Genomic DNA, 13,500 nt, shown 5'->3' on the forward strand with positions numbered 1-13,500 from the left:
CCGTTGCAGCTACCAGTGATGCTTGAATGCATGCTTGCCGATTCGAGGCCCCCATAGGACATCGATCTTCCGAAGCTTTTTGATCGGCGTCTTAATTCTGAAGACGGCTCGATACACCTTGTCGCCGTCGCGCTTATGAACCGACCATCCCGCCGACCACCTGGTTTCCTTGTTTCCACTATTATACCGACCAGGCTTCCCCGGCTCCCTGAGGCCGAGCCTCTGCTCTCCCTTCTTGAAAGCCGTCATACTCGCATTTCCAAACCTTTCCGACCTGCCTCCGAAGGTCCTACTGAGAAACATTTTCTCGGTATATTTGACCTTTGCTTTGGTTGCAGCCCAGGCCACCTTCCGCGCTACCTTCACGGTCTTGACCGCCGCAAATGCGGCACCTACTGCGGCACCGGCTCCAACCACCTGTGCTGCCGCCGTCAACGTCATCTCGGCGGCCTTCTCCCAGTTGCCGGTCGCGGCGTAGGAGACTGCCGAGACCGCACCGGCGACCGCACCAATTGGGCCAGGGACCACGGTGGCAACGACTTCGGCGACCTTGGCGACGACCTCTACCGTCTTCTTCAGCCACTTGGGCATGCCCCAGTTGCCGTCGAGGTCGGTGCAGTTGACCGGGTCGCCGGTGCAGTAGTCGTAGGCGCTCGCGTTGCCGCCGGGGACGGGGTCGATCTGCAGGAAGCGGCCGAGGGCCGGGCTGTAGAGGCGGGCACCCATGAGGATGTCGCCGTCCTGGGCCTCGGCGGAGCGCTGCTTGCCGCCGAGCCAGCCGTAGCGTACGCCCGCCTGGCCGTCCTGCGGGATGCCGAACTCGTCGAAGTCCAGCACTACCGGCTTGGTGAGCGCGGTGTCGGTGGTGATGACTACCGAGCCGAACAGGTTGGTCAGCTGGAGCTGGACGTCACCGTTCTTGCTGGTGGTGGCGACCAGGTCGGCGTCCGGGCCTGAGACGTTGCGGGTCAGGGTGCCCTGGGTGGTGTCCTCGACGGTCCAGCGGACCTCGTCGGAGTCGTCGCCGTAGTGGTTCAGCTTGGAGGTGGCGTTGGCCCAGGAGCCGTCGGCCTGCTTCTTGGCGGTGGTGAAACCAGTGAGACGGTGGGCGGCGTCGACGGCCCACTCCTGCTTGGTGTCCCCCTTCTCCTGGGCGGCGACGCGGTCGTTCGCCCAGTAGGTATTGGTCGCCCCGGTGGCGGTCTTCACCGTGCGCCCGAAGGCGTCATAGGTGAAGCCCGCGTCCGTGAGGCGGTCGGCGCTGTCGTAGGTGTGGTTCTCGGCAACCGCGCCGGTCGTGCTGCACTCGCCGGACGTCCCCTTCGGGGAGGTCTGCTTGGACAGCCGGTTGGAACGATCGTCGAAGGCGTACTGCCGGGTGACGCAGCCGGTGGCGACCGTGGACTGCTCGGCCTTCACCAGCCGGCCGAGCCGGTCGTACCGGTAGGTGCGGGTGGCGGTGGAGCTAGTGTCCTTGGCCACCTGGCCCTGGGTGGAGATGTCGGTGGTCTGAGCCCAGATCACCTTGTTGTCGCTGGTGCGGGTGTAGGTGCGGCCGGTGGCCTCACCGACCGCGTTGGTGGTGTCCCGGCGGACGATGCCACCGGGGTAGGTCTGCTCGACCAGCTGGCCGTCCGGGCCGTACTTGGCGGTGAACTCACCGGCGACGCTGTCGTTGACCGAGGTGACCAGCCCGCGCGGCTCCTTGGCGCGGTCGTAGGTGTAGGTGGTGGACCCGGTCGGGTCGGTGACCTTCACCGGCTTGCCGAACTTGTCGAACTCCGAGGTGGTGGTGCCACCGTCGGCATCCGTGTAGGAGATCAGCCGGCCCAAGGCGTCCAGGACGCGCACCAGCGACTTGCCGCCGGCGTTCGTCTTGACGATGCCGCCAGTGGCGGCGTCGTACTCGGTGGTGACCTTCGGCAGCGGCTTGCCGTCGTCCGAGGTGATCTCGGTCGACAGGATCCGGTCGGCGCCGTCGTAGCTGGTGACCGTCTTGCGAGACTTGCCCGCGTTGGTCTCGGTGGTCTCCTCGGGTTCGTTGAAGGGCGAGTAACGGGTGACCCGCTTGACCGGCAGGGTGGTCGGCATCCGGGTGCCGTCGGCATCCGAGATGGCGCCGCCCGGCATGGTGACGCATCCCAGGCCCGCCCACTCGGGGCGGTTACCGCAGGCGGCGTCGTCCGGGTTGGCGCCGGCGGTGTAGTAGACCGCCTTGACCGTCCCGGCGTCACTGCCGTTGGAGCCCGGCTTGCGGGACTCCAGAGCTCGTCCGGAGGCATCGAGCTTGACCGTGGCCGTCAGCTTGGCGCCGAGCGCGTCGGTGGTCACCGAGGTGGCCGCCTTCAGCGTCCAGCCCGAGGTGCCGCCGATCGGCGCGTCGTAGCCCTGCTTGGTGACGCGCAGCTCCGCGTCGTCGGCGTAGCCGTCGATGCGGGCGCCGTCGGTGCTGGTGGTGACCAGGTGGTAGGCCTGGCCGTCGGGCTTGCCTTCGTCGTAGGTGTTGGTGTTGTGGTCGCGGGCGACCACCGATTCCCCGGCGCGCATGGTGGGGTTGAGGGTGGCCTTGGTCAGGGTGACCGTGTCGAGGCCGGTGTGGAAGCGCTCGCCCGAGGAGGCGCCGTTGGTTCCGGTCACCGTGACCCGGAGTTCGTGGTCGCCCCGGGTGAGGTGGACGGGCAGCCCGGCGGTGTACGGGGCGATCACGGGATCGGCCGAGTAGGTGTCGATCGGCTCGCCGATCAGGGCCTGGCCGTCGATCGAGAACTGGACGACGCCGTGGTCGCTGTTCTTGGTCAGCTGGCCGGTGAGGAGGTACTTGCCCTCTTCCGGGACGTTGACCCGCAGGCTGGTGAAGGCTCCGGCCTGGGAGCCGCGGATGCCCAGGTGGGCGCCGCCGGACCAGGTCAGACCGCAGCAGTCGTTGTCGATCTGGACCGTGGTGTTGGTGCCCAGCTGCGGGAGCTTCTCGGCCTCCCAGGTGACCGTGACCGGGTCGCTCTGGCCCTTGACCTCCTCGGCGAGCGAGGCGCGGTAGACCGGGCCGAGGGTCTCGACCACGTCCAGCCCGTCCGGGCTGTAGGTGGTGCGTGAGTCGAGCAACCGGGCCCGGGACTTGGTGATCTCGGCCTTGCGTGCCTTCTGCTCGTCGGTCAGGACGGCGGCCAGCAGCTCGGCGGGGATCGGGGGCAGGCCGAGTTCGGCCGTGAAGCGCTCGGCGTCCGGGTGGGTCGCGAGCGCGATGGCGCGGTTGGTGGCCTCCAGGGTGCGCACGGCGTGGCCGTAGCGGTCGTACTCGGTGGTGTCGATGTCACCGCCGGGGGTGACGGACGGGCTGGCGGTGTTGACCTCGTTGCCGGAGGCGTTGAGGTAGTGGACGGTGGCCGGCTTGTAGCCGTCCTGACCGGGCTTCACAGCGGTGGCCGTGTGGGTGCCGGGGTCGTCCTCGGGGCCGAAGACGGCGGTGGCGTCGGTGGGTGCGTCGGTCTGCGCCCAGGTGGCGGCGGCCGCGCCGGACAGGTCGTAGGGACCGCCCGTGCCCTGGGTGAGCGGAACGTCGTAGACCACGCTGGTCGCGATCTCGCCGTTGACCTGGTCCTTGGAACCGGGGGCCAGGGTGGCGCGGCGGACCTTCAGCAGGCGTCCCGGGTCCTGGTCGGCTGCGGCCCTGCCGTAGTCGAAGTTCCAGGGCAGCTGGCCGGCCGTGGCGACCTGGGTGACCCGGCCGTCGGTGTCGTAGCTGTAGGAGATCTTCAGTGGCTGGGTCGCACGCGGGTCCCAGACCTGGGCGATGCGGCCCTTGTCGTCGTACGTGTAGTGCGCGACCTCGACGGCCTCCTGCTTGGAGGTGGCCGGGTTCCACGACCACACCTTGGCCGCCTTCAGGCGGTCAAGGTAGTCGCCGGGGGTGCCGGCGGTCGCGGTGGTGGACTTGGCGTAGTCGTACTCCATGACCTCGCAGCCGCGCGGCAGCGGGTCGACGGAGCAGTGGTTGGCGTCGTCCACGCCCGGCTCGACCGCCGGGATGACGCGCTTGACCAGGGAGCGGCCGTCGGCGGTGTCGTACTGGTAGCGGGTGGTGGAGGCGGCCTCGGGACCGATGTCCGAGACCACCTGGTAGATGGAGGAGCCGGCCTGGCGGGCGAACACCGTCTTCGAACCGTCCAGCTCGGACAGCTCGTAGGTGGTCCCGGCGGTCTGCACGTCCCAGACCTGGTTCGGGCCCGCCCAGCACACCCACACGGAGGCGCCCCGGTCGGCGTCCAGGCACTTGCCGGAGTGGCGGTTCATCACCGTGCCGTCGGTGCGCACCTCCCACTGCTGGTTGTCGCCGGCGTTGCAGCTCCAGAGCATCAGCGGGGTGCCGTTGTCGACCTGGCCCCACGGACTGTCCAGGCAGTGTCCGAGCAGGCGCAGTGTCAGGTCGTCGCCGCGGGTCCACTGCTGGTTGGTGGCTCCGGTGCAGGGTGCCGGCTGGAGTGCGGCGCCGTTGCCGGCCGATCCGTTGGGGGCTTCGAGGCACTGGCCGGTGCTGTTGAGGACCAGGGCGCCGGAGGCTGCGGGGACGGCCTTGAGGGTGAGGGATTCTGCGCCCGGTTCGGGGAAGAGGGTGCCGTCGGTGCCCTTGGCGAAGGTGAGCGTGCTGTCGTCGTTGCCCTTGATCTCGACCAGGTCGGACTGGGGGAAGGACAGCGAGCGGTAGTCGGATCCGGCGCCCGCGTCGGGGCCGCCGGCCCACTGCGGGCCGAAGGGGGCGACGATCTCCTTCAGCGACAGGTCGTCGAAGAAGACCTCCTTGCCGGTGCCGGCGCCGAATCCGTTGATGAGGCGGAACCAGGCCTCGGTGGCGTCCTTGGGGACGGCCATGTCGACGGTCAGCTGCTGCCAGCCGTCGGTGAAGGAGGCCTTCGGGGACAGTACGTCGCTGTAGCCGGCCGGGGTGCGGTGAACGCCGGCGAGGCGCAGGCCGATGTCGGCGCGGTCGGGGTCGAGGCCGGTGGCGCCGGGGACGTAGATCCAGCCGGTCAGCCGGTAGGTCTTCCCGGGCTGCATGCCCTGGGCGAAGGTGTACTCCGGGCCGATCGCCGCGTAGGAGGCCCAGCTGTCGGCGGGCTTGATCAGCAGCGAGTCGGTGGAGCTGTCGTGACCGCGCACGGTGGAGCGCGTGACCTCGGCCGGGCCGGGGGTGAAGCCGGCCGTGTCGGTGCCGGCCTGGCGCTGGTTGAGCGTCAGGCGCTCGCCCTGGGGCTGCCAGCCGCGGCCGAGGTCGCGTGAGGAGGTGGTGCGGGTGACCGACATGCCGAGCTCGTTGGCGTCGGTGACGTCGGTGGAGTAGTCGCCGGTCAGCAGGTTGACCGAGCCGGGGCCAACCGCCGTCGCGGCGGCGCCGTCGGCGTTGCGGTCGACGGTGATGGTGTTCCACACGGTGGGGTAGCCGTCGCCGGATCCGTCACCGGGGAACAGCTTGGCCCGGATCTGGACGACTCCGCCCACGTCGCCGAGGGTGTCGACGGCCGTCCAGTTGGCGTGGCCGCCGAGGTCCGCCAGGCGCGGCTTGTCCTCGGTGACCGGGGTGTTGTCGGCTTTGGTGAGGTTGGTCCTGGGCACGGTGTACTCGGTGGCGCCGGGGCCGCGGCGGTACTCGTAGACCACGCGCTCGAACTGCGTCTGCGCGTCGACCGCGAGCTTGACGCGCTTGGCGGACTGGCTGCCGTTGACGGGTGAGCTCAGGCCGGCCTTGCCGACCTGGAACACGTGGGTCGCGGGCGGGGAGAGATTCCCCGCGCGGTCCTTGGCCTGCACGCTGAGGACGCGCCGGCCCTCGGTGGTCGGGGTGATGCTCGTGGTGATGGCGCCCGTGGTCTCCAGGGTGACCGGCGTGCCGCCGTCCAGCGTGTAGACGTAGGCGCCGACGTCGTTCGTCCCGGGCGGGGCCGAGAAGGTGAACGAACCGGGCTGGTTCGCCGTGCCGTGCCACAGCCCGTCCGACGGGTAGTCGGGCGAGGAGACGAACGGCGCACCGGGCTTGACGGTGTCGGCGATCACGTGGGTGTTGGTCCAGCCGGAGCGGGACTTGCCGTCGTCCAGCATCGCCGAGATCGTGTACTGGACGCCCTCGTCGAGTCGGGCGAGGCCGTAGTCGGAGGGGCGGACGGTCGCGACGGCGCCGTTGGGGGTGTCCTTGGCGATGGAGCCGATGAACGTGCCCTCGCGCCACAGGTCGAAGTAGACCTTGAGCGGGTCGCCGTCCACGTCGGCGGCCTGCACCTGGAAGCGCGGGTTGGCGTCCGGGGTGTAGCGCGGGGTGCCGGGCTGCGAGGGCTGGACCTCGACGGCGGCCGGGGTGGCCGGGACGGTGTTGTAGGTGATGGAGAGGTAAGGGGTGGCGCCGCCCTCGGCGGAGCTGAAGCGCTTCCAGGAGAGGCTGCTGGACTCGTCGGCGGCCTTCAGGCCGATGCCGTACTCACCGAAGCCGTGGCCGGCGAAGTACTGGACCATCTCGGTGACGTCGGCGGTGGCCCATACCGAACCGTCCGGGCGGGTGCACTGGTGGTTGTCGTCGCCGTCCTCGTCGAAGGTGTCGTCCGAGGTCGCCCACTTCTGGCCCCACTGCGGCTGGTCGGTCCAGCGCGTCCACCAGCCGGCGCCCCGCGCGTCCCAGACCTCCCACTGCTTCGGGATGCACGAGGAGGAGTGGTAGTTGTACAGGTTGAGCTTGGCTTCGAGGATCTGCTTGCCGTTGAAGTCGCCGCCCGGGACCGTCAGGAACGAGCGCGCCACGGTCTTGCCGTCGTAGCTGCCGAGCTTGAGGTCCATCGACGACGAGGCATCGAAGTTCTCGTCCGTCTGCACATAGGTGTCGTAGACCGCGGAGACATCGACCACCGGGTCGATGGTCACCGGGTACTGGGTCTTCGGGTCGGCGAGGAACACCGCGTCGGGGGTGAACACCAGCTCGGTGTCCGCGCCCTGACCGCGCACCTCCATGGTCACCGGGGCACGGTTGAGGTGCTCCAGCGAGGCCGGGTCGACGACGGCGTCCCACATCACCGGCGCCGGGATCCGGACAGTCGGCTTGCCGCTCGCCCGGTCCAGCAGCTGGACCGAACCGTCCCGCTGCGGCGCGACGGTCAGGCCCGTGGTGTCGAGCGGGATCGTGACCCTGCCGCTCTGCGCGACGGCGGAACGGTCCTTCACGATCAGGAACTGCTCGAACCCGGTCCGAGTCGCCTGGAGCACCAGGTCGACACCCGGGCGGGCATCGACGTAGGTGGCCTTGCTGCCCTCCAGCTTCGGCGCGGGCAGCCTGCCCAGCCAGCCGAAGGAGACCTGCTGCTCACCGGAACCGATCCTTGCCAGCGGGCGTTCGGCAGGGGCGGGGTCGGTAGCAGGGGCAGCCGCGCGGGCCGCGGTACGGGACGCCCGCTCGGCGGCGGACGGCGAAGGACTCGCCTCCGGAGTCCCGCTCGCGGTCGGCGCTGGGGCCTCGGCCACCGGGGCGGCCGCGGTCGGGGTGACCGGCGCCGCGGTCGCGGCCGGGACGGTCGGCACGGTGGACGGCGTGACTGCCGTAGCCGTGGAAGACCCGGGCGTCGGCGCGGCAGTGGCGGCACTCGGGGACGAGGTTGGCGCGGGAGCCGACGGCGTCACGGGAGGCACGGTCGGCGGGGCCACGGGAAGGCTGTCGCCCACCGTCACCCCGGCATCGCCGCCCTCGAAGACCAGCCCCTCCGGGTGCGCCTTCGGCGCGACCTTGCCGTCCGGCGTCCGCACCAGCGTGGTGTCCACCGGGACCCACGCCTCGCCGACCTTTATCCGGACCTGCCCGGTGGACCGGTCCGCGGTCAGCGTCCCGTTCGGGTTCGCCCATAGCGTCGTGAACTCGGTACGGGCCTTGGTGACCTCGATCCGCCGGCCCTGCAGGCGCGCCGCCAGCAGGGCGGACGCCTCGTCGGGCGCCTCCGCCGAGGGGACGGCGGGAGGAGTCTGCGGAGCCGGCGCGGCCGAAGCCGCGGGCGCCGTCAGCACATCGAGCGCGACACCGGACTGCACCAGCAGACCGAGCGTCACCACGCCCGATATTCGGCGCATCCAGCGCGAAGAGAAGGCCCCACCCGCGAACGCGGGCGAGGCCTGAGTGTGTCGTGACATCAGGTTCTTTCAATGAAAATCGAACAGTAAGTGCCAGGTAAAGGCACGATCAAATCTCTCACTCAAATTGAAGCTCAGCCGCCATAGTCAATGACAATCATATAACGGTACACGAAGCTTCATCAGATAATGAGCGGTCAGAAATGGGGGTGCATTAAGTGATTCGAGACATACGCACTTAATGTCCGCTTTGAGACATCCGAGGCAAGTCGAACGCGCGCACTCGTCCCGCGCTGCCCGGCACCGACGCCGGCCCCCCATCAGCCGGGCGGACAGGGCATGCCCGCCCACGCGGGCGGCACCGACCTGCGACGCGGCCGAGTGCGGGCCGCCATACATCGACCAAGAGCGCCCGACAGGGCGCTCGTGACACAGCGTGACCTCGATCGCGGCCACCAGCACCCGGCCGAGGCACGGTCGGGCGGGTGCGGGCTACTGACGCAGGGTCGCCTCGCCGGCACCTGGGGCCACGCGCCCCGGCTTCGCGTCACTCCGGGCGGGTGGCTCCCTGGGTGGCGGGGGCCACCGTGACGTTGAGGTGCTTCATGATCGGCTGGTCGCTCTGCGTGGAGTAGTCGCCGATCGCGCACAGCACGTTCATCTCCGGCATGTAGCCGGCCGCGCAGCCGCGGGGCAGGTCGTGGGGAACCGCGAGGTAGCCGTGGAGGGAGCGGGTGGAGCCGTCGCGCGCGGTGGCGGTGATGTCGACCGGGTCGAACTCGGCGAGGTGGCGTGCCCGCATGTCGTCCGGGTTCAGAGTGGATGGTGGTGTTCCACTGGTCATGCGAGCGCATGGTGCCGAGCACCAGCGTGCCGGGCGCGGGCAGGACGTCGGGCAGCGGGGCCGCGGAGAACTCGGCGCGGCCGGACGGGGTGCCCCGCAGCAGCAGGACGTTGACGATCTCCGGGATCGCACCGACAGCCAGCTATTGGCATGTCGTAGACATGCTGTGCCAGTCCCGGCCGGAATCCGTGGCGGCTCAGGAACGGTGAAAGCCATTAGCCGCAGGGGGAATGGGATTTCTGACCCTGCCGTAGTCCACGTACGCCGCGTAGGTCCACCCCGCGGAGTCGTCGTTTCGGCGTTCGGCGTTCAGCCGGATGCGGCGAGGCTCTTCTCGAAGGCGGTCAGGTAGTTGGGGAGGTGGTGGTCCCTGATCGCGTCCGTCTCGGGGGCCGGCAGGTCGGTGGCGAAGCCTTTGGCACGGTCCTTCAACCCGGCCAGGAGCGGCATCGACTCGTGGAGGCGGCCGTCCGCGTCGAAGTAGCGCAGTGTCTCGACGTGGGTGAAGAACGGGCCGGGCGGCAGGTGGGGGACGATGTCGTTGTTGTTGACGAAGCGGTAGCAGCGCTGCTGGAAGGCCGTGTTGTGGGCGTCGGCGAGCAGGCGCTCGCAGGTGCGGGGCTGGCCGAAGGTGTAGATGCCGTCCGGCAGGAGCTGGGGCTCCTCGAAGTAGAACCTGCTGCCGGCCAGCATGGCGAGCGCGCCGCCGAGGCTGTGGCCGGTGAACCAGACGCTCTGGTTCCCGGTGCGCAGTTCCTTCAGGGTGTCGCGGATCCCGGGATAGACGGACTGCAGTGCCTGGTGGAAGCCGTAGTGCACGAAGCCCTTGTTCGCCGGTCCGGGGACCGGCGGGGTGTCCACGTCGGTGAGCCAGTCGTAGATCTTGAGCACCTCGGTGCCGCGGAACCCGACGACGATCATGCGGTCACCGGCCATGACGTAGGCCTGGGTGTCCTCGATCGGGAACGGCATGGCGTGCTTGGACTCGAAGTGCCTGACCTCCTGGAAACCCCACGCCCGCGCCTGTTCCTCGATGGCCTCGCGCTCCAGCGGCGCCAGGCCCGCCGCGCGGGCCATCCAGTAGGCGTGGCGCAGGGAGTAGCGGGTCGTCGAATGGTCCAGCGCGGGAACGGCCATGGTGTCCTCCGGGAGAGCCTGGGCGGGAGCACCCAGCACCCTAGGCCCGTGGACGAACGATCGGCCCGGGACGCGCCGGGAACCCTGCCCGAGGTCGATGCCGGGCCGGGCCGGAACGGGCCGGAACGGGCCGGGTCCGACGCCGGGCGGCGGGCCTACGACTGCTGCTGGTCCGCAGTGGCGGCGCTCGCGACAGCGTCGGCGGCGGTTGCCCGGTAGAGGCCCAGTTTGGGCGCCCGGACCTTCGCGCCGGGGCCGAGCGGGAAGTTCCGGGTCTCGGCGGTCGGCATGTGGTCTCCGTCGGCCAGCACGTTCAGCTGGTCGACCCCGGCCGTGGTCGCGGCGGTTCCGCCACCGGGGTTGAGGTCGATCACGGCGAACGCTGTCCGCCCGGCGCCGACCGGGTACGCGGGCGGGCCGCCCAGCCCGCCCGGGACCAGCGGCCTGATGTCCTTGGCGCGGTCGGCGGCGTGCGAGTCGCCCAGGCTGACCAGCGGGAAGTAGCTCAGGCCGCAGGAGCGCGCGCCCTGGTTGTGCACCTCGATCACCCGCTGGCTCGGCGCCTCGGTGCGGGCGGTCACCCGGATCGTGAGGTCCTTGGCGTCACAGGGGTGGGTGTAGGCGTAGGAATCATCGGCACCGCCGCCACCGGGCGCGGCGGCGGAGGGCGTCGCGGGCACTGTGGCCTTCGGCGCGGCCGTAACGGGCGCGGCGGTCGCGTCACCGGTCGCGGCAGTGCTCGCGGCAGTGGTCGGGGCACCGGCCGGGGTACTGATCGGCGCACTGGCCGGGGCGCCCGTCGGGACGGCCGCCGGTGTTCCGGTCGCGGCCTGCGCCGGTCCCGGGCCGCTGGGGTCGTCGGGTCCGCAGCCGCTCACGGCGAGGAGGACGCCGACCAGCGCGGCCGGAACGAGCAGGGTGCGGCGAGCCGACATGGCAGATCCCCCGGGGACGAAGTACGGATGAGCAGGGCCGCCCGGCAGCGCCGTCGGGGCCCCGCCGGACAGTACTGCGGCCCGTTCCCCGCCCCACCCGACGACCCTGCACTCCCGCTCCGGCCCGCCGGAGCCGATGCCACCCCACCTGACCTGCGGGAATGCTTCCCCGAGACACGGCCGGAGAGGATCTCCCGACCCCGTCCGTCGCGCCGTCCTGCCCCGTCCGTCCCGCCGTTCTGCCCCTCCCGCGCTCGGGACGTGCCCGTCCGGCACCCGTCCGTCGGTGGAGGAAGGGGCAAGGCCCGGACAATAAACGATCTTGGCAGGCGCGCTTCTCGACGAGGGCGCCGCAGGTCCGGCGGGTACGGAAAATCGGGTACCGGCGTGGCGATGAGTTTTCCGGTCCCGGCCGGTCTACATCTCGAAGGGACGACCACACACTCCGGGAGTACAGACATGGGACTCATCCAGATCGAGCTGTTCGCGACCCTCGACCTCGTCGCGCAGGCACCCGGCGGGCCGGACGAGGACCCGTCGGGGTTCCCGTTCGGCGGCTGGCAGGCGCCCCTGCTGAGCGAGGTCACCGGGGCGCAGATCCTCGCCGCGTACGAGGGCACGGACGCCCTGCTGCTCGGCCGGCGGACGTACGACATCTTCGCCTCGTACTGGCCGCACCAGAAGGACGGCGAGATCGCCGAGCTGTTCAACCGCGTCCCGAAGTACGTTGCCTCCCGCGGCACGCCGGACCTCCCGTGGGCCGGGTCCACCCAGCTCGGCCGGGACCTGGCCGGCGCCGTGCGCGAGATCCGCGACCGGCACGAGAACGTGAAGGTCGTCGGGAGCCTGGACCTGGTGCAGACCCTGCTGCGGGATCGGCTCTTCGACCGCCTCGACCTGTGGGTGCACCCGATCGTGCTCGGCGTCGGGAAGAAGGTGTTCGACGGCGGCGCGGTGCCCATGAACCTCGCCCTCCTCGAACCGCCGGCCGCCGGTCCGGAGGGCACCGTGTACCTGCGCTACGCCCGTACCGACGGCACCCCCGCCACGGGCGACATGAGCGCGCCGGACCGCGGCCTCGGCCGCGACGGCGACGGCGACGGCGACGGCGACGGCGACGGCGACGACTACAGCAACAGCGACCGCCCCAGCGACGGCCGGTGATCTGATGGCCGCCGTCGCCGTCCGTGGAACCGTCCTGGGCATCGAGTCCTTCGGTGACCACGACGCACCGCTCGTCCTGCTCGCGGGCGGGCCCACCATGCTCTCCTGGCCCGACGCGCTCTGCGAACGCCTCGCCGCCGACGGGCGCCGGGTGGTGCGCTACGACCTGCGCGACAGCGGGGAGTCGGCGACGGCGGACCCGCAGGCGCCCGCCTACACCCTGCGCGACCTCGCCGCCGACGCCGCCGCTCTCGCCCGGCTACTGGGCGGGGCGCCCGCGCACCTCGCGGGGACCGGCGTCGGCGGGATGGTCGCCCAGGTCGCCGCCCTCGACCACGCCGAGGCGTTCTCCACCCTCACCCTGGTCGGCACCCGCGCCGTCGCTCCCGGCCCGCCCGACGAGGACCTCCCCGACCACGACCAAGCGACCATGGGCCGACTGTTCGCCCGCCCGATGCCCGACTGGACCGACCGTGCGGCGGTCGCCGAGTTCGCCGCCACCGGCGCGAGCATCCGCGGCGACGCCCCCGCCGCCGCGCGCGAACGGGCCGCGCGCATCTGGGACCGCACTCCCGGCACCGCGGCCCCGGTCCAGATGGCCAACCAGTTGGGCACCGTGTTCACCCGGCTCGACTGCGGACCCCGCTGGCGCGAACGCCTGCCCACGATCGGCCTCCCCGCACTCGTCGTCCACGGCCGCCACGACCCCCTGTTCCCCCTCGGCAACGGCGAAGCCCTGGCCCGCGAGATCCCCGGTGCACGACTCCTGGTGCTCGACCACGCCGCCATCGGGATCCCCGACCCGGCGACGGACGCGGTCGCCGAAGCGATGCTCGGCCTCGGACGGCCGACCCCGGCCACCCCGCCGAACCCCCTACCGGAGGAGCCGCCGGAGCGAAGGCGAGGTGGGGCACCCGCCGACCGGGCGTGGTGATCACACCACCCCGGACGCGGAAGAATGGACCGGGTGACCAGCACCCAGCCCCTCCCCCGGGGCCTCACCTCGTTGATCCCCGACGCCCGTACCCGGGCCACCCCCGGTGCGCGCGCCGCCTCACAGCTCCTCCACCTGCGCGAGGCCACCGTGCCGGTCCCGCTCCTCGCCGCGGCCGCCGAGCTGATCACACCCCAGCTCACGGACCCGGACCCGGCCACCCAGGAGGCAGCCGCAGCCGTCCACGCGCTCCTGCTCGCCGCCATCGAGGGCGCCGCCCCCGACCGCTAGCCGGCACGGGCCCGGCCGGGGGCGTCCCTGCCTCCGAGCCCGGACGGTCGGCAGCGGCTACGTGGACACGAGCGCATCCGGTGTGGGCACGGGCGACCCGGTCA

At 71.1% G+C, this 13,500-nt stretch carries 6 protein-coding genes and 1 pseudogene; 3 read left to right on the top strand and 4 right to left on the bottom strand.

Annotated features, from left to right (window positions below; all coding sequences use genetic code 11):
• Positions 1-9: 9 nt before the first annotated feature.
• The 4 genes and pseudogenes from SM793_RS16825 to SM793_RS16840 form a co-directional block, all read right to left on the bottom strand.
• Entirely contained in the window at positions 10-8,091 is an 8,082-nt protein-coding gene (locus SM793_RS16825; protein ID WP_320438993.1) for a ricin-type beta-trefoil lectin domain protein, read from the bottom strand.
• Between the two features lie 547 nt (positions 8,092-8,638).
• Positions 8,639-9,026 (bottom strand): annotated as a pseudogene (locus SM793_RS16830) (formate dehydrogenase); the annotation flags it as partial.
• Between the two features lie 218 nt (positions 9,027-9,244).
• Complete coding sequence (locus tag SM793_RS16835) at positions 9,245-10,072, bottom strand: lipase family protein (RefSeq protein WP_320438994.1); 828 nt, start codon at positions 10,070-10,072, stop codon at positions 9,245-9,247.
• 155 nt (positions 10,073-10,227) lie between these two features.
• A complete protein-coding gene (locus SM793_RS16840) occupies positions 10,228-11,007 on the bottom strand; it encodes a DUF4232 domain-containing protein (RefSeq protein ID WP_320438995.1) in 780 nt (259 codons plus the stop codon).
• A 459-nt stretch (positions 11,008-11,466) separates the two neighbouring features.
• On the opposite strand from SM793_RS16840, the gene SM793_RS16845 reads away from it, so the two are divergent.
• Genes SM793_RS16845 through SM793_RS16855 form a run of 3 tightly spaced genes read left to right on the top strand, consistent with a single transcriptional unit; the run spans position 11,467 to position 13,396 of the window.
• Complete coding sequence (locus SM793_RS16845; RefSeq protein ID WP_320438996.1) at positions 11,467-12,171, top strand: dihydrofolate reductase family protein; 705 nt, start codon at positions 11,467-11,469, stop codon at positions 12,169-12,171.
• A 4-nt stretch (positions 12,172-12,175) separates the two neighbouring features.
• Positions 12,176-13,105, top strand: coding sequence for an alpha/beta hydrolase (locus SM793_RS16850; protein WP_320438997.1), 930 nt, complete (start codon positions 12,176-12,178; stop codon positions 13,103-13,105).
• Between the two features lie 33 nt (positions 13,106-13,138).
• Positions 13,139-13,396, top strand: coding sequence for a hypothetical protein (locus SM793_RS16855; RefSeq protein ID WP_320438998.1), 258 nt, complete (start codon positions 13,139-13,141; stop codon positions 13,394-13,396).
• The last annotated feature ends 104 nt before the right edge of the window (positions 13,397-13,500 follow it).

Origin of the sequence: Kitasatospora purpeofusca (assembly GCF_034043715.1) — a bacterium.
Taxonomy (GTDB): Bacteria; Actinomycetota; Actinomycetes; order Streptomycetales; family Streptomycetaceae; genus Kitasatospora; species Kitasatospora purpeofusca_A.

Excerpts from the sequence above, each read along its gene's own strand:
- SM793_RS16825 (WP_320438993.1), bottom strand. The coding sequence starts at position 8,091 with ATGCGCCGAATATCGGGCGTGGTGACGCTCGGTCTGCTGGTGCAGTCC.
- SM793_RS16835 (WP_320438994.1), bottom strand. The coding sequence starts at position 10,072 with ATGGCCGTTCCCGCGCTGGACCATTCGACGACCCGCTACTCCCTGCGC.
- SM793_RS16840 (WP_320438995.1), bottom strand. The coding sequence starts at position 11,007 with ATGTCGGCTCGCCGCACCCTGCTCGTTCCGGCCGCGCTGGTCGGCGTC.
- SM793_RS16845 (WP_320438996.1), top strand. The coding sequence starts at position 11,467 with ATGGGACTCATCCAGATCGAGCTGTTCGCGACCCTCGACCTCGTCGCG.
- SM793_RS16850 (WP_320438997.1), top strand. The coding sequence starts at position 12,176 with ATGGCCGCCGTCGCCGTCCGTGGAACCGTCCTGGGCATCGAGTCCTTC.